The following is a 19,244-nucleotide window of genomic DNA, read 5'->3' on the forward strand; positions in this document are numbered from 1 at the left end:
CTGATAAAAAACAAGGAGAAAGATGGAACAAACTAATCAAAAATCCCAGTGCCAACAACTCTGGGCTAGAAACAAATACCTCGTGTTGAGCCATTCCAGCAATATTTACAATGAGCTTCGCCAGTATCTCAAGCAAGAAGTGGTGGAGCTGAGTAAGGTTCAAGAGATGATTGACCGCGCCTGTCAAATCCCAGAACACAGGGGTCAGGTTTGCAATGCCTTTCAGCATATTTGGGGCTATTTCAAAAAGAAAGCGACAGATGCTGAGCGCAAGGACTATATGCTCTTGCTTGATCGCTACCGCTTTGGTCAGGCTTCTAAGGAAGACTTGATTACTAAGACTCGAGACTTGCTTGATCGCTATCCAAATACCTATTTGCAACATTCGACTTTACTGAAAGGAGACTCCCATGAGACTTTGGCATGAGGATTTGATTTCACAACTTCCGCGTCCTCAACTTTTGGGACAACATAGAGAGTGCTGTGCCCTGCGTGGCAATGGCTGGGGCAGAAAGCATGCAACGGTTGACTATGTCTTTACCCACTCGCCCTATCGTCTCTATGCCTATCATCGCTTGATCATGAAGGAAATGGCTAGCCGTGGCTACAATGTCAGTCCAGAGTGGCTGGACAAGAACCACCGTGGTAAAATTTGCCCTCCTTATGAAGATTTGGTAGAGGAAAAGCTGAAAAGTCCTATATACAGCGAACATGACGATGCCTATTATGAGGAGTGTCTGGCAAATCTCCGAGAGAAGGGGATAGAGCTGGAATAATAGTAAGGATTGTCTTCAATTTATAACTCTTCCCGTAATTTTTTCGAATAATAAAGATGAGACCTTTGGAGTTTTTCTAAGGTCTTCTTTTTATGAGTGTTAAGATTTTACTTTCAATAACTTTTGAGTTATAATTTGATTGGAAAGAGGTTGCTTGGTGCACACGATTTACTTCTATAAGGACAAAAATGGAAATGAGCCAGTCTTGGATTATATGAGAGAATTAGCTAGCCAGAAAAGTAAGGATAGCCGCATCAAACTCAATAAATTAAATGACTATATCCAGTTGCTTAGTCAGCATGGGACGAGAGCTGGTGAACCCTATATGAAACATTTGGAAGATGAGATTTGGGAACTAAGACCACTGAGAGATCGAATTTTATTTGTAGCGTGGCTTGATGGTAGTTTTGTTCTTTTACATCATTTTGTCAAAAAGACTCAGAAAACTCCTAGAAGAGAGATTGAAAAAGCCAAGCGTGAACTGAAGGACTTAAAAGAAAGAGGGTTAAGTGATGAAGAATAGTGCCATTGGGAGTAATTGGAAGGATGTCCGGTCTGAACTATTTACTAAGGAGGAAATCCTTGAAAGTGATATGCGAGTGGCTATTATGAGTGAGCTGATTGAGGCTAGGCATGAACAAGGAATCAGCCAGAAAAAGCTAGAAGAACTTAGTGGAGTGAGCCAGCCGGTTATTGCTAGGATGGAAACAGGCAAGACTAGCCCCCAGTTGGACACAGTCTTGAAAGTTTTAGCCAGTTTAGGAAAGACATTAGCAGTCGTCCCCCTCGAACAGAGAAAGAGTTGATGGCGATGAAATTACTTGGTTGACTAAAATCATCCACTGGATAATTTTACCTCCCGTCCGCACTTTTCAGGGAAATATCAGAATTACAAAAGAAAAATCAACTTATAGTCTTTTTTAATAACAAGTCATAGTCACTTATAAGAATTACTAATAACACGTTTGACCAGTCTAACTAAAATACAGCTATAAAACAAGCTACACAAAGGATTTGAGGCATTTGTCTCAAGTCTTTTTCTTTTGTTTAAAACGGAGATATAGTTTCAAACTATATCAAAGCCTAATTTTTTACAATTATACAGATGATTCCTTTTCTGTTAAGATAGTTTCAACAACAAATTTTGGAGGACACATCATGTCAACTACAATCATCGGTTTCCCTCGTTTGGGCGAATTCCGCGAATTAAAATTTACAACTGAAAAATACTTTAGAAAAGAAATCTCAGAAGAAGAACTCTTGGCAGCCGCAAAAGACTTGCGTGCTAAACACTGGAACATTGTCAAAGAAAAAGGCATCACTGAAATTCCATCAAATGACTTTTCTCACTATGACAACTTCCTAGATGCAGCTTTCCTTTTCAACGTGGTACCTGCTTCCGTTCAAAACTTGGACTTGTCTGACCTTGAGCGCTACTTCGCTTTGGGTCGTGGTTACCAAGGAGAAAAAGGGGATGTTCGTGCCCTTCCAATGAAGAAATGGTTCAACACTAACTACCACTACATCGTTCCTAAATTTGAAAAAGACACTCAAGTCAAACTTGCTGGTCACAAAATCTTCGATGAGTTCCAAGAAGCAAAAGAACTTGGATTGAACACTCGCCCAGTTCTTGTAGGTCCATTCACTTTCCTTCAATTGTCAGACTTTGAAGAAGGCGTGAAAGCAGAAGACTTCGTAGACAGCTTAGTGGCTGCTTACCAAGAAGTTTTTGCTAAATTGGCTGAACTTGGTGCGACTCGTATCCAATTGGATGAAGCGGCTCTTGTAAAAGATTTGACAGCTGAAGAAAAAGCCCTCTTCTTGAACCTTTACAACAAACTTTTGGCTGACAAAAAAGGTCTTGAAGTCTTGCTTCAAACTTACTTCGGAGACGTTCGTGACGTTTACGCTGACCTTGTAAACTTGCCAGTAGATGCCATTGGTCTTGACTTCGTTGAAGGTAAGAAAACTCTTGAACTCGTTAAAGGTGGCTTCCCAGCTGACAAGACTCTTTATGCAGGTATTGTCAATGGTAAAAACATCTGGCGTAACAACTACGAAAAGAGCTTGGCTGTTCTTGAGCAAATCCCAGCTGAAAACATTGTCTTGACAAGCTCATGCTCACTTCTTCATGTGCCATTTACAACTGCTAATGAAGAATTTGAACCAGTAATCTTGAACCACTTTGCCTTTGCAGTTGAAAAATTAGATGAGATTCGTGATTTGGATGCTATCCGCAATGGTCAAGGAGAAGAAGCACTTGCAGCTAACAAAGAACTCTTTGCGACTGAACGTGTGGGTGAAAATGCTGAACTTCGTGCGCGTATCGCTGGCTTGACAGACGCAGACTACACTCGTTTGCCAGCATTTGCAGAACGTGAAGCTATTCAAGAAGACGCTTTCAAACTTCCAGCTCTTCCAACAACAACTATCGGTTCATTCCCTCAAACTAAAGAAGTTCGTGCGAAGCGTTTGGCTTACCGTAAAGGTGAATTGTCTCAAGAAGAGTACGACGCTTTCCTTGCTGAAACAATTGACGAATGGATTAAATGGCAAGAAGATATCGATTTTGATGTCCTTGTTCACGGTGAATTTGAGCGTAACGACATGGTTGAGTACTTCGGTCAAAACTTGTCAGGCTACCTCTTCTCTAAAAATGGTTGGGTACAATCATACGGTATGCGTGGGGTGAAACCACCAATCATCTGGGGTGATGTAACTCGTCTTAACCCTATCACTGTTAAATGGTCTAGCTATGCACAAAGCCGTACAAACAAACCTGTTAAAGGTATGTTGACTGGACCTGTTACCATCCTTAACTGGTCATTCCCACGTGAAGACATCTCTATCAAGGATTCTACTCTTCAAATCGCCCTTGCTATCAAGGATGAAGTGCTTGACCTTGAAGCTGCAGGTGTGAAAATCATCCAAATCGACGAGGCAGCTCTTCGTGAGAAATTGCCGCTCCGTCGTAGCGACTGGTACGAAGACTACCTTGACTGGGCAATTCCTGCCTTCCGCTTGGTACACTCAACAGTAGCGCCAGATACTCAAATCCACACTCACATGTGTTACTCAGAATTTACAGATATCATCCCAGCTATCGACAACATGGATGCGGACGTTATCTCATTTGAGGCAAGCCGTTCAAACCTTGAAATCTTGGACGAACTCAAAGCGAAAAACTTCCAAACAGAAGTGGGACCTGGGGTTTACGATATCCACTCACCTCGTGTGCCAAATGAAGGCGAAATCGACAACACAATCGAAGCCATCCTTGCTAAAGTGCCAAGCAAGAAAGTTTGGATCAACCCTGACTGTGGTTTGAAAACACGTGGTATTCCAGAAACAAAAGAAAGCTTGATCCGCCTTGTGGAAGCAGCTAAAGCTGCGCGTGAGAAATTGTAAGAAAAGACATTTCTCCATACATGGTTGATCAGTAAGAAAACAACTAGAAAAGGATAAGACTATGTCACGCCAAACACCGTCACTCTCATTTGAAGTGTTCCCTCCAAACCCAGCTGTGGGTAATGATAAAATTATTTCTGCTCTTCAAGATATGCAGGAGTTGGCCCCTCACTTTATCAGTGTAACTGCCAGCAATAATAAATTTAATATCAAGGAAACGACGGTTCGTTTGGCTGACTTTATCCAAAATGACTTGGCGATTCCGACTATTGCTCACTTGCCAGCTATCTATTTGACCAAGGAAAAGGTTGCTGAGACTCTTGCTGACTTGGACAAGGTTGGGGTACAGAAAATCTTGGCTCTTCGTGGGGATATCATCCCTGATGTGGAACCACAAAAGGATTTCCGCTACGCAACTGACTTGATTGAGTTCATCAAGGAGCAAGCTCCTCACTTTGATATTGTTGGTGCTTGCTATCCAGAAGGACATCCAGATTCACCAAATCAGATTTCAGATATTCAAAATCTTAAGAAGAAAGTGGATGCAGGCTGTTCGAGCCTCGTAACTCAGCTTTTCTTTGACAATGAGCGCTTCTATGATTTCCAAGATAAATGCATTTTGGCTGGGATTGATGTTCCTATTCATGCAGGGATTATGCCAATTCTGAATCGAAATCAGGCTCTCCGCCTCTTGAAGACTTGTGAGAATATCCATCTTCCACGCAAATTTAAAGCCATCTTAGACAAGTATGAGCATGACCCTGAGTCGCTCAGAGCAGCAGGACTTGCCTATGCAGTGGACCAAATCGTGGACTTGGTAACTCAGGATGTCGCAGGTGTGCATCTCTACACTATGAACAATGCTGAAACAGCAAAATACATCCACCAAGCAACCCATGCCTTATTTAATCATCAGTCTCTAGGATAATAAAAAGCAAACCATTCTTCTCAGGTGAGGGGAATGGTTCCTTTTTAATGGTAAAGACCGCACTTTTTAAGAAAAATATGATAAAATAGACTCTGTACGTACTTGATACAAAGATGAGGGTATAAACAGATTCTTAGCTATTCAAATCTGCTATAAAAGGTATAAATGCTAAAGAATAATATTTTTTAAACTTTTCAAAGTATTTAGATAGTTGAACACGGGCTAAATCCCTAGTGAAAAAGATAGATTTCCTGGTGTGCATCGCACACTGCGTCAATCTCCTATTTTCATACGGGATTCTTTACGCCCTTTGTATCCTGATTTTTGTAGGCAAGGCGTATAATTTCATCAATCCAAAGGGGATTAAAATGACAAAACAAGTGTTTCAAACGACTTTTGCGGGTCGTGAGTTAATTGTAGAGACTGGTCAGGTTGCTAAGCAAGCAAATGGCTCTGTTGTTGTACGTTACGGTGAGTCAACTGTCTTGACTGCGGCCGTGATGTCTAAGAAGATGGCAACTGGGGATTTTTTCCCTCTTCAAGTCAACTACGAAGAAAAAATGTATGCGGCTGGGAAGTTTCCTGGTGGCTTTATGAAACGTGAAGGACGTCCTTCAACGGATGCGACTTTGACAGCGCGTTTGATTGACCGTCCAATCCGTCCTATGTTTGCGGAAGGTTTCCGTAACGAAGTCCAAGTCATCAACACCGTGCTTTCTTATGATGAAAATGCTTCTGCACCTATGGCAGCTATGTTTGGTTCATCCTTGGCACTTTCTATTTCAGATATTCCATTTGACGGACCAATCGCTGGGGTGCAAGTGGGTTATGTGGATGGTCAAATCATCATCAACCCAAGTCAAGAACAAGCAGAGCAATCTCTCCTTGAATTGACAGTAGCTGGTACCAAGCACGCTATCAACATGGTTGAGTCTGGTGCTAAAGAATTGTCAGAAGAAATCATGTTGGAAGCCCTTCTCAAAGGGCATGAAGCAGTCAAAGAATTGATTGCCTTCCAAGAAGAAATTGTTGCTGCTGTCGGTAAGGAAAAAGCAGAAGTTGAACTGCTTCACGTAGATGCTGAATTACAGGCTGAAATCATCGCAGCCTACAACAGTGACCTCCAAAAAGCGGTTCAAGTAGAAGAAAAATTAGCTCGTGAAGCTGCAACTCAAGCAGTTAAGGATAAAGTAACTGCTGTTTACGAAGAAAAATATGCAGACCATGAAGAATTTGACCGTATCATGCGTGACGTGGCTGAAATCCTGGAACAAATGGAACACGCAGAAGTGCGCCGTTTGATTACAGAAGACAAGGTTCGTCCTGACGGCCGTAAGGTTGATGAAATCCGTCCTTTGGATGCGGTTGTTGACTTCCTTCCTCGTGTGCACGGATCTGGTCTCTTTACTCGTGGGCAAACTCAGGCTCTTTCAGTCTTGACCTTGGCTCCGATGGGAGAAACTCAAATCATCGATGGTTTGGATCCAGAGTACAAGAAACGCTTTATGCACCACTATAACTTCCCACAATACTCTGTAGGGGAAACAGGTCGTTACGGTGCGCCAGGTCGTCGTGAAATTGGTCACGGTGCTCTTGGAGAGCGTGCCCTTGCTCAAGTCTTGCCAAGCTTGGAAGAATTCCCATACGCTATCCGTCTGGTAGCAGAAGTCTTGGAATCAAATGGTTCTTCATCTCAAGCTTCTATCTGTGCGGGAACTCTTGCCCTTATGGCTGGTGGGGTGCCAATCAAGGCACCAGTAGCAGGGATTGCCATGGGTCTCATCTCAGATGGAAACAACTATACAGTCTTGACAGATATCCAAGGTTTGGAAGACCACTTTGGAGACATGGACTTCAAGGTTGCAGGAACTCGTGACGGGATTACAGCCCTACAAATGGATATTAAAATTCAAGGGATTACTGCAGAAATCTTGACAGAAGCCCTTGCCCAAGCCAAGAAAGCTCGTTTTGAAATCCTTGATGTGATTGAAGCAACCATTCCAGAAGTTCGTCCAGAATTGGCTCCAACTGCTCCGAAAATTGATACCATCAAGATTGATGTGGACAAGATTAAGATTGTCATCGGTAAGGGTGGAGAAACCATCGACAAGATTATCGCTGAAACAGGCGTTAAGATTGATATCGACGAAGAAGGAAATGTGTCTATCTACTCTAGCGACCAAGATGCTATTAACCGTGCTAAAGAAATTATTGCTGGTTTGGTTCGTGAAGCTAAGGTGGACGAAGTTTACCGTGCTAAAGTCGTTCGTATCGAGAAATTTGGTGCCTTTGTTAACCTCTTTGATAAGACAGATGCCCTTGTTCATATCTCGGAGATGGCTTGGACGCGTACCAATAATGTCGAAGACTTGGTAGCAATCGGGGATGAAGTTGATGTTAAGGTTATCAAGATTGATGAAAAAGGACGTGTGGATGCTTCTATGAAAGCCCTTCTTCCTCGTCCACCAAAACCTGAACGTGATGAAAAAGGTGAAAAATCAGAACGTCCTCATCGCCAACGTCATCACAAGGATCACAAACCTAAGAAAGAAATTACAGAAACACCAAAAGATTCAGAATAAGAAAAGGAGAAATGTATGGGATGGTGGCGCGAAACCATTGATATCGTAAAAGAAAATGATCCAGCGGCCCGCACCACTTTGGAGGTTTTGCTGACTTATCCAGGTGTCAAGGCCTTGGCAGCCCACCGTCTTTCACATTTTCTCTGGAAGCATGGCTTCAAACTCTTGGCTCGTATGCACAGTCAGTTTTGGCGCTTTTGGACTCAGATTGAAATTCATCCAGGTGCCCAGATTGATTCAGGTGTCTTTATCGACCACGGTTCTGGCTTGGTGATTGGAGAGACGGCTATCGTTGAGACGGGAGTTCTCCTCTATCATGGGGTGACTCTTGGGGGAACAGGGAAAGACTGTGGCAAACGCCATCCAACCGTGCGAAAAGGAGCTTTAATATCCGCTCATGCCCAAGTCATTGGACCAGTGGAAATTGGTGAAAATGCCAAGGTCGGTGCAGCAGCAGTTGTCGTGGCAGACGTACCTAGTGATGTGACGGTTGTCGGTATTCCTGCTAAGATTGTCCGTGTACATGGTAAAAAGGATGAGCCGGTCATCCACGAAGTCGAAGAAAAACGAGAGTACTACGTCAATAAACTCGAGCATGCTAAAGATGCCAGTCACAGATCGTCTGGGTTGTAGAGGATACCTATATGATTCAAGCAAGAAACAAGTTAAGCCAAGAGGAGCTATCTGAGGCGAAAAAACTAATTAACTGTTGCCAAAACTATGACGGTACCTATCGTGATCCCTATCTTTCTAACATGCTTAATTTTGACCCAAACATGCCCGCCTTTTTCCTTTATTATGAAAAAGGCGAACTTGTTGGTCTCTTAACTGTCTATGCTGATGACCAAGATGTGGAAGTGACGATACTGGTTCATCCAGATCATCGCCATCAGGGAATTGCGCGTGCATTGTTTACTAGTTTTGAGAGAGAAACAGTTTCTTTTTCTATTCGTTCAGTCACTTTTCAGACAGAGCGTGTTTTTCTAGACCGCCATCCTGATTTTGTCAGCAACTGGGGACTGGTTGAGGATGAAGAGACAGAAACCTGGTTAGGTAAGGATAGAAGACCTTATCCGTTAGCAAATGTTTCCAATCTTGAAGTTTTGTTAGCTGATAGTTCGTATCAGGATCAAATTAGTCAATTAAAATTTCAGGCATTCTCAGAGGAACATGAATCTAGAGAAGTTGTGGATAGATATGTTGCTGAAGCTCTGAAAGATCCAGAAAGCCGCCTGTATATTTTATTAAAAGACGGTCAGGTTATTGGAACTTGCACGGTTGATTTATCGAGCGATACGAATTACTTCTACGGTTTAGCAATATCAGAACCTGAACGTGGGAAAGGCTATGGGAGCTACTTAGCAAAATTCCTTGTCAACCAACTAATTGAGCAAAATGATAAGAAATTTCAGATTGCAGTAGAAGATAGCAATGTAGGTGCCAAACGTTTGTATGAAAAAATTGGCTTTGTCAAACAGACTCAGGTGGTTTATCTGAATGAGAAAGGAGCAAGGGATTCCGAAGTGTAGAGGCATTCGGACTGAAATTCAATTGAACTCTCAGTGATGAGACTAACTGTTCTTGGATTTTAGCTTTCCTGATTATAATTTATGATTAAAATCTACGACACCATGTCTCGTGATTTGCGAGAATTTGTCCCGATTGAGGACGGCAAAGTAAAGATGTATGTTTGTGGGCCAACGGTGTACAACTATATCCACGTGGGAAATGCTCGTTCAACGGTGGCTTTTGATACGGTTCGTCGCTATTTTGAGTATCGGGGATTTGAGGTTGCCTATATTTCCAATTTTACAGATGTGGATGATAAGATTATCAACCGTGCCAAGGAAGAAGGGATCACGCCTCAGGAGGTTGCGGACAAGTATATCGCTGCCTTTCGTGAGGATGTGACGGCCTTGGGCGTCAAACCTGCGACTCGCCATCCACGTGTGGTGGAGTTTATGGCTGACATTATCCGTTTTGTGGAAGACTTAATTGAAAAAGGCTTTGCCTACGAGAGTCAAGGGGATGTTTACTTCCGTGTGGAAAAATCCCACAACTATGCCAAGTTGGCTAACAAAACCTTGGAAGATTTGGAACTAGGGGCTTCAGGTCGTACCGATGAAGAAACGGCTCGTAAGGAAAATCCTGTAGACTTTGCCCTATGGAAAGCTGCCAAGCCAGGCGAGATTTCTTGGGATAGTCCTTGGGGACCTGGTCGTCCGGGCTGGCATATTGAGTGTTCGGTCATGTCAACAGAGATTTTGGGCGATACCATCGATATCCACGGTGGCGGAGCCGACCTCGAGTTTCCTCATCATACCAATGAAATTGCCCAGTCAGAAGCCAAAACAGGTAAGACCTTTGCTAACTACTGGATGCATAATGGCTTTGTCAATATCGATAATGTCAAGATGTCTAAGTCTTTGGGGAACTTTATCACTGTTCATGATGCCCTCAAAACTCTTGATGGTCAAGTGCTTCGTTTCTTCTTTGCGACTCAGCATTACCGCAAGCCTATCAATTTTACGGAAAAGGCAGTGCGGGATGCAGAGACTAATCTCAAGTATCTGAAAAACACCTATGAGCAACCATTTACTGGAACTGTAGATGCTCAAGAGTTACAAGCCTTTAAAGATAAGTTTGTAGCAGCTATGGATGAGGATTTCAACGCTGCTAATGGTATCACAGTTGTCTTTGAAATGGCCAAGTGGATTAACTCTGGCAATTATGATGCAAGTGTTAAGGAAGCTCTTGCGGATATGTTAGAAGTCTTTGGAATTGTCTTTATTGAGGAAGTTTTGGATGCAGATATTGAAGACTTGATCCAAAAACGCCAAGAAGCGCGTGCCAATCGTGACTTTGCGACAGCGGACCAGATCCGTGACCAATTGGCTACTCAAGGAATTAAGCTCCTTGACACCAAAGATGGAGTGAGGTGGACACGTGATTGATGTCAATCTCATTAACGGGATTGCGCTAGCCTTTGAAGGAGATGCGGTGTATTCTATGTATATTCGTCGTCACCTCATCCTCAAAGGCATGACCAAACCCAATAAACTCCACCAAGAAGCGACCAAGTATGTGTCGGCTAAAGCTCAGGCTCGCCTGATTTCTCTTATGTTGGAGGAGCATGTCCTGACGGAAAAAGAAGAAGAAATCTACAAACGTGGTCGCAATACCAATAGCCACACCAAGGCCAAAAATGCTGATGTGGTAACTTACCGTATGTCCACAGGTTTTGAAGCAGTGATGGGCTATCTCCATATGACTGAAAATCTGGAACGTCTTGAGAGCTTGATTTCCTGGTGTATCCAAAAAGTGGAGGGCTAGGGCATGATGGCAAAAGAACTACAAGACTGGTTTCCTGAAGCTCAGATTTCAGACCAACCAGTAGAGAAAGAGGGTTATCTCACTCTTCCTTTAGCTTCTCAACAGTGGATTTTGCTGGAGGAAGCTGGGCTCAGCGAGCGTGAAAAGCAGTTGATTTCACTTTTGACCCAGCAGGAGCAGGCTCGTTCGCTCAATCCTTGGTATTCTTTTTTGATTGAGGGGAAGGGACAGACACCACAAACTTTTAAAAAGATTCAGTTGGCCTATTGTCATCTTTCCTATTTTCATCAGGAAAATCTAGCTTCTTGGCTGGATATGATGCGGACTCTATTTCCTAACTGTCAGACAGTGCTTCAGGTCGGAGCTCAGGATTATGTTTTCGTGCTTCAGCAAGATAAATACACCTCTGTACGAGCTATTTTAAGTGATACGATTGAAGCGGTAGAGTATGACTTTGGACTTCGTCTGTCTATCATGTTGGGCCAGGTTTGGTCTCAGACGAGAAATCAAGCCCTATCAGACTTAATCAAAGCTGAGCGCGAGTTGTTCAAGACTTGGTGGCGTCAGGGTCACCAAGGTGTTCATACTTTTTCTCAGCTCTATCTTTGGAGTATGGGAGAAAGACTTGTGGACTTGAAGGCAATCAAGGAATGCTTGCACCAGATGATCTTGGATCAAGACCAGATTCAGGAAATCATTCTCTCCCTTTGGGAAAATAGTGCTGTCCTAACAAAAACAGCCCAGCAACTCTATCTGCACCGCAATTCTCTCCAATATAAGATTGATAAATGGGAAGAATTGACAGGGCTACAGTTGAAAGAACTGACTGACTTGACCCTGTGTTATCAATTGATTTTACCAGATATTCTCTAAAGTTTTGTGCAAGTTGCACAGAACTTTTTTATTTTTTTGGTCACCTTGCCATAGAAATGTAAAGCGTTTTCATCTATAATAAAACTATCAAAAGACAAAAGGAGTTCACCTCATGGTAGAATTGAATCTTAAAAACATTTACAAAAAATATCCAAACAGCGAACACTATTCAGTTGAAGACTTCAACTTGGACATCAAAGACAAAGAATTTATCGTTTTCGTAGGTCCTTCAGGATGTGGTAAATCAACAACTCTTCGTATGATTGCTGGTCTTGAAGACATCACAGAAGGTACTGCATCTATCGATGGCGTGGTTGTCAACGACGTAGCTCCAAAAGACCGTGACATCGCCATGGTATTCCAAAACTACGCTCTTTACCCACACATGACTGTTTATGACAACATGGCTTTCGGTTTAAAATTGCGTAAATACAGCAAGGAAGACATCGATAAACGTGTGCAAGAAGCAGCTGCAATCCTCGGTTTGAAAGAATTCTTGGATCGTAAACCAGCTGACCTTTCAGGTGGTCAACGTCAACGTGTTGCCATGGGGCGTGCCATCGTCCGTGATGCAAAAGTATTCTTGATGGACGAACCTTTGTCAAACTTGGATGCAAAACTTCGTGTATCTATGCGTGCTGAAATCGCTAAAATCCACCGTCGTATCGGAGCTACAACTATCTACGTAACTCACGACCAAACAGAAGCGATGACACTTGCAGACCGTATCGTTATCATGTCAGCAACTAAAAACCCTGCTGGTACAGGTACTATCGGACGTGTAGAACAAATCGGTACACCTCAAGAAGTTTACAAAAACCCAGTTAACAAATTCGTAGCAGGATTCATCGGAAGCCCAGCTATGAACTTCATCAACGTGAAATTGGTTGGTAGCGAAATTGTTTCTGACGGTTTCCGTTTGAAAGTTCCAGAAGGAGCATTGAAAGTTCTTCGTGACAAAGGCTACGAAGGTAAAGAATTGATCTTCGGTATCCGTCCAGAAGACGTGAATGCAGAACCTGCTTTCCTTGAAACATTCCCAGAATCAGTTGTAAAAGCTACTATCTCTGTATCAGAATTGCTTGGTTCAGAATCTCACCTATACTGCCAAGTTGGTAAAGATGAATTCGTTGCTAAAGTTGATGCTCGTGACTACTTGCAAACAGGCGCAACAGTTGAACTTGGATTTGACTTGAACAAAGCACACTTCTTCGATGTAGAAACTGAAAGAACAGTTTACTAAGATAAATGAAATGTCAAAACACTGCTAGAGAAATCTGGCAGTGTTTTTTGAAATGTGGATTGATTGAGAGGGAATTTTCTAGTTTTCATATTCTTAAAAAAGTGATAAAATGGTAGGAAGAATTGGAGAGTAGAGATGCCGAAAGAAGTGAATTTGACGGGCGATGAGGTTGTCGCTTTAACGCAAAAATATTTATCAAAAGAAGATGTTGCTTTTGTCCATAAGGCCTTAGTCTATGCTGTTGAATGCCACAGTGGCCAGTATAGGAAATCTGGCGAACCTTACATTATTCACCCTATCCAAGTGGCAGGGATTTTAGCCAAGCTTAAGCTAGATGCCGTAACGGTTGCTTGTGGTTTCTTGCATGATGTGGTAGAAGATACAGATGCGACCTTGGATGATTTGGAGAGAGAGTTTGGCCCTGATGTGCGGGTAATCGTCGATGGGGTTACCAAACTTGGTAAGGTCGAGTACAAATCGATCGAGGAGCAATTGGCGGAAAATCATCGTAAGATGCTCATGGCCATGTCTGAGGACATCCGTGTTATCTTGGTCAAACTGTCTGACCGCTTGCACAATATGCGGACGCTGAAACACCTTCGAAAAGACAAACAGGAGCGTATTTCTAAAGAAACCATGGAAATCTATGCACCTCTTGCTCACCGTTTGGGGATTTCTAGCGTCAAATGGGAATTGGAAGATCTATCTTTCCGTTATCTCAACCCAACGGAGTTTTACAAGATTACCCATATGATGAAGGAAAAGCGCAGAGAGCGTGAAGCCTTGGTGGATGAGGTAGTCACAAAATTAGAGGAATATACGACAGATCGTCACTTGAAAGGGAAGATTTATGGTCGTCCCAAGCATATTTACTCGATTTTCCGTAAAATGCAGGATAAGAGAAAACGTTTTGAGGAAATCTATGATCTGATTGCTATTCGTTGTATTTTAGATACCCAAAGTGATGTTTATGCCATGCTTGGTTATGTGCATGAACTTTGGAAACCAATGCCAGGTCGTTTCAAAGACTATATCGCTAACCGCAAGGCCAATGGTTATCAGTCTATCCATACGACTGTTTATGGACCAAAAGGGCCAATCGAATTCCAGATTCGGACCAAGGAAATGCACGAGGTGGCTGAGTACGGGGTTGCGGCTCACTGGGCTTATAAGAAGGGCATAAAGGGGCAGGTTAACAGCAAGGAATCAGCTATTGGGATGAACTGGATCAAGGAGATGATGGAGCTCCAAGACCAGGCTGATGATGCCAAGGAATTTGTGGATTCTGTTAAGGAAAACTATCTGGCTGAGGAAATTTACGTCTTTACCCCAGATGGAGCTGTCCGTTCCCTTCCAAAAGATTCAGGACCGATTGACTTTGCCTATGAAATACATACCAAGGTCGGGGAAAAAGCAACTGGTGCCAAGGTCAATGGCCGTATGGTTCCATTGACAACCAAGCTCAAGACAGGGGATCAGGTTGAAATTGTCACCAACCCTAACTCATTTGGGCCAAGCCGTGACTGGCTCAATATGGTCAAGACCAGCAAGGCGCGTAACAAGATTCGTCAGTTCTTTAAAAATCAAGACAAAGAATTATCTGTCAATAAGGGTCGTGAGATGCTGATGGCTCAGTTCCAAGAAAATGGCTATGTGGCCAATAAATTCATGGACAAGCGTCACATGGACCAAGTTTTGCAAAAGACTAGCTACAAGACAGAAGAATCCCTTTTTGCGGCCATTGGTTTTGGAGAAATCGGTGCTATTACCGTCTTTAACCGTCTGACTGAAAAGGAACGCCGTGAGGAAGAACGTGCCAAGGCCAAGGCTGAGGCAGAAGAACTTGTCAAAGGTGGCGAGGTCAAGGTTGAAAATAAAGAAACCCTCAAAGTCAAGCATGAGGGTGGAGTGGTCATTGAAGGTGCCTCAGGTCTCCTAGTGCGGATTGCTAAGTGTTGTAATCCTGTTCCTGGTGACGATATTGTTGGCTACATCACCAAGGGGCGTGGTGTGGCTATTCACCGTGTGGACTGTATGAACCTGCGCGCCCAAGAAAACTATGAGCAACGTCTCCTTGATGTGGAGTGGGAAGACCAGTACTCTAGCTCAAATAAGGAGTATATGGCCCATATCGATATTTACGGCCTCAACCGTACAGGACTGTTGAACGATGTACTGCAAGTTCTTTCAAACACAACCAAGAATATTTCAACGGTCAATGCCCAACCAACCAAGGATATGAAGTTTGCTAATATCCATGTGTCCTTTGGCATTGCCAATCTCTCGACGCTGACCACGGTCGTGGACAAGATTAAGAGTGTGCCAGAAGTTTACTCTGTCAAACGGACTAACGGTTAATTGTCCTAGCTCTTACTAGAAAGGCTATTATGAAAATCATTATCCAACGGGTTAAAAAAGCCCAAGTGAGTATCGAAGGTCAGGTTCAGGGAAAAATCAATCAGGGCCTCCTATTGCTGGTTGGTGTTGGACCAGAGGACCAAGAGGAAGATTTGGACTATGCCGTGAGAAAACTGGTCAACATGCGGATTTTTTCAGACGCAGAAGGCAAGATGAACTTGTCTGTCAAAGATATTGAAGGAGAAATTCTTTCTATTTCTCAGTTTACCCTCTTTGCGGATACTAAGAAAGGCAATCGTCCAGCCTTTACAGGCGCAGCCAAACCTGATATGGCATCGGATTTCTATGATGCTTTCAATCAAAAATTAGCGCAAGAAGTACCCGTTCAGACAGGTATCTTTGGAGCGGATATGCAGGTTGAGCTGGTCAATGACGGACCAGTTACCATTATCCTTGATACTAAAAATAGATAAGAAAAACCAAGCCCAGCCGGCTTGGTTTTTCTTATCTATTACAAAATACTCCAAAATGAAATGGGTTCCTGATAGGCCTTGGGGAAATCTCTTTTCAGGCTTTGGCTTATGCGGTAGGAAGGGATGAGGTGTCCTAAGATTAGGAGAGTTCCCTGAAGGAAAAGTGGCATACCACTTAAACATATCAAGGAGAGAATGATCAGGCTATCCCATAGGAGGATTTGTAAGGCAAAACGCCAGAATCTGAGTCTAATCTGGGAATAGAGTTGACTAAAGTGGTCACAAAGTTGGTTGGAAAGATAGGTCAATAGCACAGGATGAAAGAAAATGAGCCAACCGCTATAAATCAACATCCAATCCCAAGTAAGTCCCTCTTTAAATGTCAAAAATGCCAGCATAATTCCATCGATGATAAGGAGTTGAATGGTTTTGATGGAGATGATTTTTTTCATGATAACCCCTCCTTTTCCTTAGAGACACTCCCATAAAGAGATATGTTTGCCGTAAAAGTCTGGATAGTTGTCTCTTAGGTAGTCGGCCGTCATATAATATAAAGTAGAATGGCAAGCAGTGATGATTGGCATAAGAGAGAGAAAACGCTGAGAACTAACGAAGGTTAAAAGGACAAAAAATAGAAAATCAATGGAGAGAATCCCTAAATAGTAGAAGCGAATCTTTTTATTGATTTTAGGATAAATCTCAGCGAATTGATGTTTGAGTCGGACAACCAAGCGAAATAACAGGAGTCCTTGAGTAAGGAGGAAAATAAAACCAGATAGCAAGAGCCACTCCAAAGATGTCTCGGGTCTTTTGTTAAAAAATGCGAATAGTAGCAAATCGATGACTGCAATTGCTGTAAAATGGATTCTAAAGAGTTTTTTCATAAGATGACCTCCCTCTTTTATCTAACTTCATTCTACTCCAAAAGAATGGGAGTTACAAGTAAAATGATAAAAATAGCAGAAGGGAGATTCTCTTAAGTCGACTTGTTTTTTTATTTAAGTTTTCTTCTATTATCTTACTTCTTCATCATTCCAGACAAATAAAGCTCCGATTGCATTGAGGATATAAAAGATGTATTTTCCGATATTGGCAAAATTTCCTTGAATACCAGCTTTTGTCAGCTGAACGAAATTGTAAATCAACCAAAATCCCCACTGAGTTGTTAGTTTTAGTGCATTTAAAGCATTGGCAATGAGAGACAGTGCGAAGGCAATAGTTGTTACGTAGGCAAGGAGATTCATCTTTCCTCCATAGCCGATATAGTTTGTCACAAAGGCAAAGAGGAAGGCGATGATGGAAATAATGATGGCTGCCAATTTTAGTTGTTTTTGGCTCATTTGGTTGGGTCTGCCTTCTTGCGAAGCTTCCCATTTCTTAATAGCAAAGGTATAAATGAGGAAGGTGACAGGATAGGTGATAATGGCCGCCTTATTTCCAAGGATATAATCAATAGCACCGGACAAAATGGTATTAACAATACCAAAATAATTTCCCCATTTGCTTAATTTCCCCGTGAAACGAGTGGATAACATGGAAATCCCAACGTTGGTTACGGAAATCAATCCAAAGGGAACAAGGGCAGTCCATGGTCCCCAATCTACGAATTTATCGAGGCGTGAGTTGAGGTAACCAGATGCAATCGCAATCCCAACGACCAAAGCAACTCCAAAGAGGTCAAACCATTTAGATGTAGCAAAAATTTTTAGTGATTTTTTCATAGGTTAAACTATCTTTCTTGTTTTTTACAAACATTCTACAACTAAATGAGAGTAAAATCAAATGATAGAAATAAAACCCTGAAAATAAAACTTTCAGGGTTGGTTGGGGTACTTGAGAAATTAGTCGATTTTCTCGACGTAGAGTTGTTTGGCAATGTCCATACCTACTTGTAAATCCTCGTCTTTACTGAGGATAGTGAAAGTATTGCTGAAGCCATCAAACTGCTTGACTTGGAGCGGATCTCCGATGTGAAGTGAGTGCTTGTCCAGATAATGGAGAATGGCAAAACTATCGTGTACCCGAGTCAGACGGTAGGATCCAGCTTCCTTGATATCAGCTAGTGGTAGGTTATTGATTTCAACCAGAAGTTCTCCCTTGGCTGGAATGGTTCCTCCGTGGGGGCAGGTCTTGGGGAATCCGAGCAGTTTATCCAGTCTTTCCACGAATAAGTCAGAGACAGTATGTTCCAAAACCTCAGCTTCCTCGTGAATCTGGTCACTCGTATAGTCTAAATGATGGACTAGAAAAACTTCAATCAAGCGGTGTTTGCGGTAGAGCTCTGAGACCAGTTTGAGGCCGAGGTCTGTCAGTAGATAGCCACATTCCTTGTCCTTAAGGATGAGATTTTCACTCTTCATCCGTTTAATCATTTCAGTTACGGCAGGGGGAGAGACTTGCATGCGGGCAGCAATTTCCTTGTTGGTAATTTTATGCAGGTCTATGCCGATTTCATAAATACATTTTAGATAATCTTCTTTATTCGGGGTCATTCGCTTCCTCTTGTCTAATATCTTTATCTAGTATATCAAAAAAAGCTAGATTTCTCTAGCTATCTGCCACAATGGCTTCTAATTTAGTTCTTTAGCGGCTGCAATTGCGGCTTCGAAGTTTGGTTCAGAGTTGATATTGTCCACGTATTCAACGTAGCGAATAGTATTGTCAGTATCTAGGACAAAGACTGCGCGTGCCAATAGGTGCCATTCATTGATTAAGAGGGCATAATCACGTCCAAAGGAATGGTCGAAATAGTCTGAAAGCATGATGGCATTTTCAATACCTTCAGCACCACACCAACGTTTTTGGGCAAAGGGTAGGTCCATGGAAACAGTCAAGACGACCGTGTTGTCCAGTCCAGCCAGTTCTTCATTAAAACGACGCGTTTGAGTTGAGCAGATGCCTGTATCGATAGAAGGAACGACACTCAAAACTTTTTTCTTGCCATCAAAATCAGCCAGAGATTTTTTAGAAAGGTCTGTTGTAGTGAGAGAAAAATCAAGTGCCTTGTCGCCGACTTGTAGTTGTTTACCTGTAAAGCTCACAGGATTTCCGAGAAAAGTTACCATAAGATACTCCAATCTTTTTTCTTCCATTTTAGCTGAAACAGTCGGAATTTTCGGCTCTATAATATTTGTAGTGGGTAACCCCCCTATAGATATTATGGAGCCTATTTTTGTGTAGAAAAAAAGTCCCATATAACCTATAATGAAAAGCGACTAAACAACTCATTAGAAAGATTCATATGGAACAATTACATTTTATCACAAAACT

At 42.4% G+C, this 19,244-nt stretch carries 20 protein-coding genes and 1 pseudogene; 15 read left to right on the forward strand and 6 right to left on the reverse strand.

All coding sequences use genetic code 11. The annotated features are described in order from the left end of the window. Positions 1-22 precede the first annotated feature (22 nt). The 15 genes from GEZ85_RS00710 to dtd all read left to right on the forward strand — a co-directional run bounded on the left by GEZ85_RS00710 (position 23) and on the right by dtd (position 15,974). On the forward strand, positions 23-427 hold the full coding sequence (locus tag GEZ85_RS00710; RefSeq protein WP_153208877.1) for a YbgA family protein: 405 nt from the start codon (positions 23-25) through the stop codon (positions 425-427). Next, complete coding sequence (locus GEZ85_RS00715) at positions 411-776, forward strand: TIGR02328 family protein (protein ID WP_153208879.1); 366 nt, start codon at positions 411-413, stop codon at positions 774-776. The genes GEZ85_RS00710 and GEZ85_RS00715 overlap by 17 nt, the downstream gene beginning before the upstream one ends. A 157-nt stretch (positions 777-933) precedes the next feature. After that, the gene (locus tag GEZ85_RS00720) at positions 934-1,299 is read left to right on the forward strand and encodes a type II toxin-antitoxin system RelE/ParE family toxin (protein WP_227326104.1); all 366 of its coding nucleotides are present in this window, start codon (positions 934-936) and stop codon (positions 1,297-1,299) included. Next, positions 1,289-1,582, forward strand: coding sequence for a helix-turn-helix domain-containing protein (locus GEZ85_RS00725; RefSeq protein ID WP_000797746.1), 294 nt, complete (start codon positions 1,289-1,291; stop codon positions 1,580-1,582). The genes GEZ85_RS00720 and GEZ85_RS00725 overlap by 11 nt, the downstream gene beginning before the upstream one ends. 352 nt (positions 1,583-1,934) lie before the next feature. After that, a complete protein-coding gene (metE, locus tag GEZ85_RS00730; RefSeq protein WP_153208898.1) occupies positions 1,935-4,184 on the forward strand; it encodes a 5-methyltetrahydropteroyltriglutamate--homocysteine S-methyltransferase in 2,250 nt (749 codons plus the stop codon). A gap of 61 nt (positions 4,185-4,245) precedes the next feature. Then, the gene (gene metF / locus GEZ85_RS00735) at positions 4,246-5,112 is read left to right on the forward strand and encodes a methylenetetrahydrofolate reductase [NAD(P)H] (protein ID WP_153208900.1); all 867 of its coding nucleotides are present in this window, start codon (positions 4,246-4,248) and stop codon (positions 5,110-5,112) included. 368 nt (positions 5,113-5,480) lie between these two features. Continuing rightward, positions 5,481-7,694: a polyribonucleotide nucleotidyltransferase gene (pnp, locus tag GEZ85_RS00740; protein ID WP_153208902.1), complete on the forward strand. Its 2,214-nt coding sequence runs from the start codon at positions 5,481-5,483 to the stop codon at positions 7,692-7,694. 15 nt (positions 7,695-7,709) lie between these two features. Next, positions 7,710-8,327: a serine O-acetyltransferase gene (gene cysE, locus GEZ85_RS00745; protein ID WP_060627711.1), complete on the forward strand. Its 618-nt coding sequence runs from the start codon at positions 7,710-7,712 to the stop codon at positions 8,325-8,327. A gap of 11 nt (positions 8,328-8,338) precedes the next feature. After that, a complete protein-coding gene (locus GEZ85_RS00750; RefSeq protein WP_125443971.1) occupies positions 8,339-9,223 on the forward strand; it encodes a GNAT family N-acetyltransferase in 885 nt (294 codons plus the stop codon). An 81-nt stretch (positions 9,224-9,304) separates the two neighbouring features. Then, a complete protein-coding gene (gene cysS, locus GEZ85_RS00755) occupies positions 9,305-10,648 on the forward strand; it encodes a cysteine--tRNA ligase (protein WP_153208904.1) in 1,344 nt (447 codons plus the stop codon). Continuing rightward, the gene (locus GEZ85_RS00760; protein WP_045612146.1) at positions 10,641-11,027 is read left to right on the forward strand and encodes a Mini-ribonuclease 3; all 387 of its coding nucleotides are present in this window, start codon (positions 10,641-10,643) and stop codon (positions 11,025-11,027) included. Before cysS ends, GEZ85_RS00760 begins: the two co-directional genes overlap by 8 nt. A 3-nt stretch (positions 11,028-11,030) precedes the next feature. Then, positions 11,031-11,900 (forward strand): helix-turn-helix domain-containing protein, encoded by an 870-nt coding sequence (locus tag GEZ85_RS00765; RefSeq protein WP_153208907.1) that lies wholly within the window; start codon positions 11,031-11,033, stop codon positions 11,898-11,900. Between the two features lie 112 nt (positions 11,901-12,012). Continuing rightward, positions 12,013-13,143 carry an ABC transporter ATP-binding protein gene (locus GEZ85_RS00770; RefSeq protein WP_153208909.1) on the forward strand — a complete coding sequence of 377 codons (1,131 nt, stop codon included), beginning with the start codon at positions 12,013-12,015 and terminating at the stop codon, positions 13,141-13,143. 135 nt (positions 13,144-13,278) lie between these two features. After that, positions 13,279-15,501, forward strand: a complete 2,223-nt coding sequence (locus GEZ85_RS00775; protein WP_153208911.1) for a RelA/SpoT family protein — start codon at positions 13,279-13,281, stop codon at positions 15,499-15,501. Between the two features lie 29 nt (positions 15,502-15,530). Next, positions 15,531-15,974 (forward strand): D-aminoacyl-tRNA deacylase, encoded by a 444-nt coding sequence (gene dtd / locus GEZ85_RS00780; RefSeq protein WP_000691419.1) that lies wholly within the window; start codon positions 15,531-15,533, stop codon positions 15,972-15,974. A gap of 38 nt (positions 15,975-16,012) precedes the next feature. Here the strand turns inward: dtd and GEZ85_RS00785 are convergent, their stop codons facing one another. The 6 genes and pseudogenes from GEZ85_RS00785 to tpx form a co-directional block, all read right to left on the reverse strand. Then, positions 16,013-16,426 (reverse strand): hypothetical protein, encoded by a 414-nt coding sequence (locus tag GEZ85_RS00785; protein ID WP_153208914.1) that lies wholly within the window; start codon positions 16,424-16,426, stop codon positions 16,013-16,015. A gap of 18 nt (positions 16,427-16,444) precedes the next feature. Further along, entirely contained in the window at positions 16,445-16,858 is a 414-nt protein-coding gene (locus GEZ85_RS00790; RefSeq protein ID WP_153208917.1) for a hypothetical protein, read from the reverse strand. Positions 16,859-16,987: 129 nt separating this feature from the next. After that, complete coding sequence (locus GEZ85_RS00795; protein ID WP_194251494.1) at positions 16,988-17,695, reverse strand: nicotinamide mononucleotide transporter; 708 nt, start codon at positions 17,693-17,695, stop codon at positions 16,988-16,990. Continuing rightward, a pseudogene (locus GEZ85_RS10470) lies at positions 17,661-17,850 on the reverse strand (hypothetical protein). Before GEZ85_RS10470 ends, GEZ85_RS00795 begins: the two are co-directional and overlap by 35 nt. Continuing rightward, on the reverse strand, positions 17,816-18,466 hold the full coding sequence (locus tag GEZ85_RS00805; protein ID WP_153208920.1) for a metal-dependent transcriptional regulator: 651 nt from the start codon (positions 18,464-18,466) through the stop codon (positions 17,816-17,818). Before GEZ85_RS00805 ends, GEZ85_RS10470 begins: the two are co-directional and overlap by 35 nt. A gap of 78 nt (positions 18,467-18,544) precedes the next feature. Continuing rightward, positions 18,545-19,039 carry a thiol peroxidase gene (tpx, locus tag GEZ85_RS00810; protein WP_033682328.1) on the reverse strand — a complete coding sequence of 165 codons (495 nt, stop codon included), beginning with the start codon at positions 19,037-19,039 and terminating at the stop codon, positions 18,545-18,547. Between the last annotated feature and the right edge of the window lie 205 nt (positions 19,040-19,244).

Source organism: Streptococcus mitis (genome assembly GCF_009496205.1).
Taxonomy (GTDB): domain Bacteria; phylum Bacillota; class Bacilli; order Lactobacillales; family Streptococcaceae; genus Streptococcus; species Streptococcus mitis_BN.

Excerpts from the sequence above, each read along its gene's own strand:
- cysE (WP_060627711.1), top strand. The coding sequence starts at position 7,710 with ATGGGATGGTGGCGCGAAACCATTGATATCGTAAAAGAAAATGATCCA.
- GEZ85_RS00795 (WP_194251494.1), bottom strand. The coding sequence starts at position 17,695 with ATGAAAAAATCACTAAAAATTTTTGCTACATCTAAATGGTTTGACCTC.
- GEZ85_RS00710 (WP_153208877.1), top strand. The coding sequence starts at position 23 with ATGGAACAAACTAATCAAAAATCCCAGTGCCAACAACTCTGGGCTAGA.
- GEZ85_RS00765 (WP_153208907.1), top strand. The coding sequence starts at position 11,031 with ATGATGGCAAAAGAACTACAAGACTGGTTTCCTGAAGCTCAGATTTCA.
- metF (WP_153208900.1), top strand. The coding sequence starts at position 4,246 with ATGTCACGCCAAACACCGTCACTCTCATTTGAAGTGTTCCCTCCAAAC.
- pnp (WP_153208902.1), top strand. The coding sequence starts at position 5,481 with ATGACAAAACAAGTGTTTCAAACGACTTTTGCGGGTCGTGAGTTAATT.
- GEZ85_RS00770 (WP_153208909.1), top strand. The coding sequence starts at position 12,013 with ATGGTAGAATTGAATCTTAAAAACATTTACAAAAAATATCCAAACAGC.
- GEZ85_RS00785 (WP_153208914.1), bottom strand. The coding sequence starts at position 16,426 with ATGAAAAAAATCATCTCCATCAAAACCATTCAACTCCTTATCATCGAT.
- tpx (WP_033682328.1), bottom strand. The coding sequence starts at position 19,039 with ATGGTAACTTTTCTCGGAAATCCTGTGAGCTTTACAGGTAAACAACTA.
- GEZ85_RS00790 (WP_153208917.1), bottom strand. The coding sequence starts at position 16,858 with ATGAAAAAACTCTTTAGAATCCATTTTACAGCAATTGCAGTCATCGAT.
- cysS (WP_153208904.1), top strand. The coding sequence starts at position 9,305 with ATGATTAAAATCTACGACACCATGTCTCGTGATTTGCGAGAATTTGTC.
- GEZ85_RS00750 (WP_125443971.1), top strand. The coding sequence starts at position 8,339 with ATGATTCAAGCAAGAAACAAGTTAAGCCAAGAGGAGCTATCTGAGGCG.
- GEZ85_RS00805 (WP_153208920.1), bottom strand. The coding sequence starts at position 18,466 with ATGACCCCGAATAAAGAAGATTATCTAAAATGTATTTATGAAATCGGC.
- dtd (WP_000691419.1), top strand. The coding sequence starts at position 15,531 with ATGAAAATCATTATCCAACGGGTTAAAAAAGCCCAAGTGAGTATCGAA.
- GEZ85_RS00725 (WP_000797746.1), top strand. The coding sequence starts at position 1,289 with ATGAAGAATAGTGCCATTGGGAGTAATTGGAAGGATGTCCGGTCTGAA.
- metE (WP_153208898.1), top strand. The coding sequence starts at position 1,935 with ATGTCAACTACAATCATCGGTTTCCCTCGTTTGGGCGAATTCCGCGAA.
- GEZ85_RS00775 (WP_153208911.1), top strand. The coding sequence starts at position 13,279 with ATGCCGAAAGAAGTGAATTTGACGGGCGATGAGGTTGTCGCTTTAACG.
- GEZ85_RS00715 (WP_153208879.1), top strand. The coding sequence starts at position 411 with ATGAGACTTTGGCATGAGGATTTGATTTCACAACTTCCGCGTCCTCAA.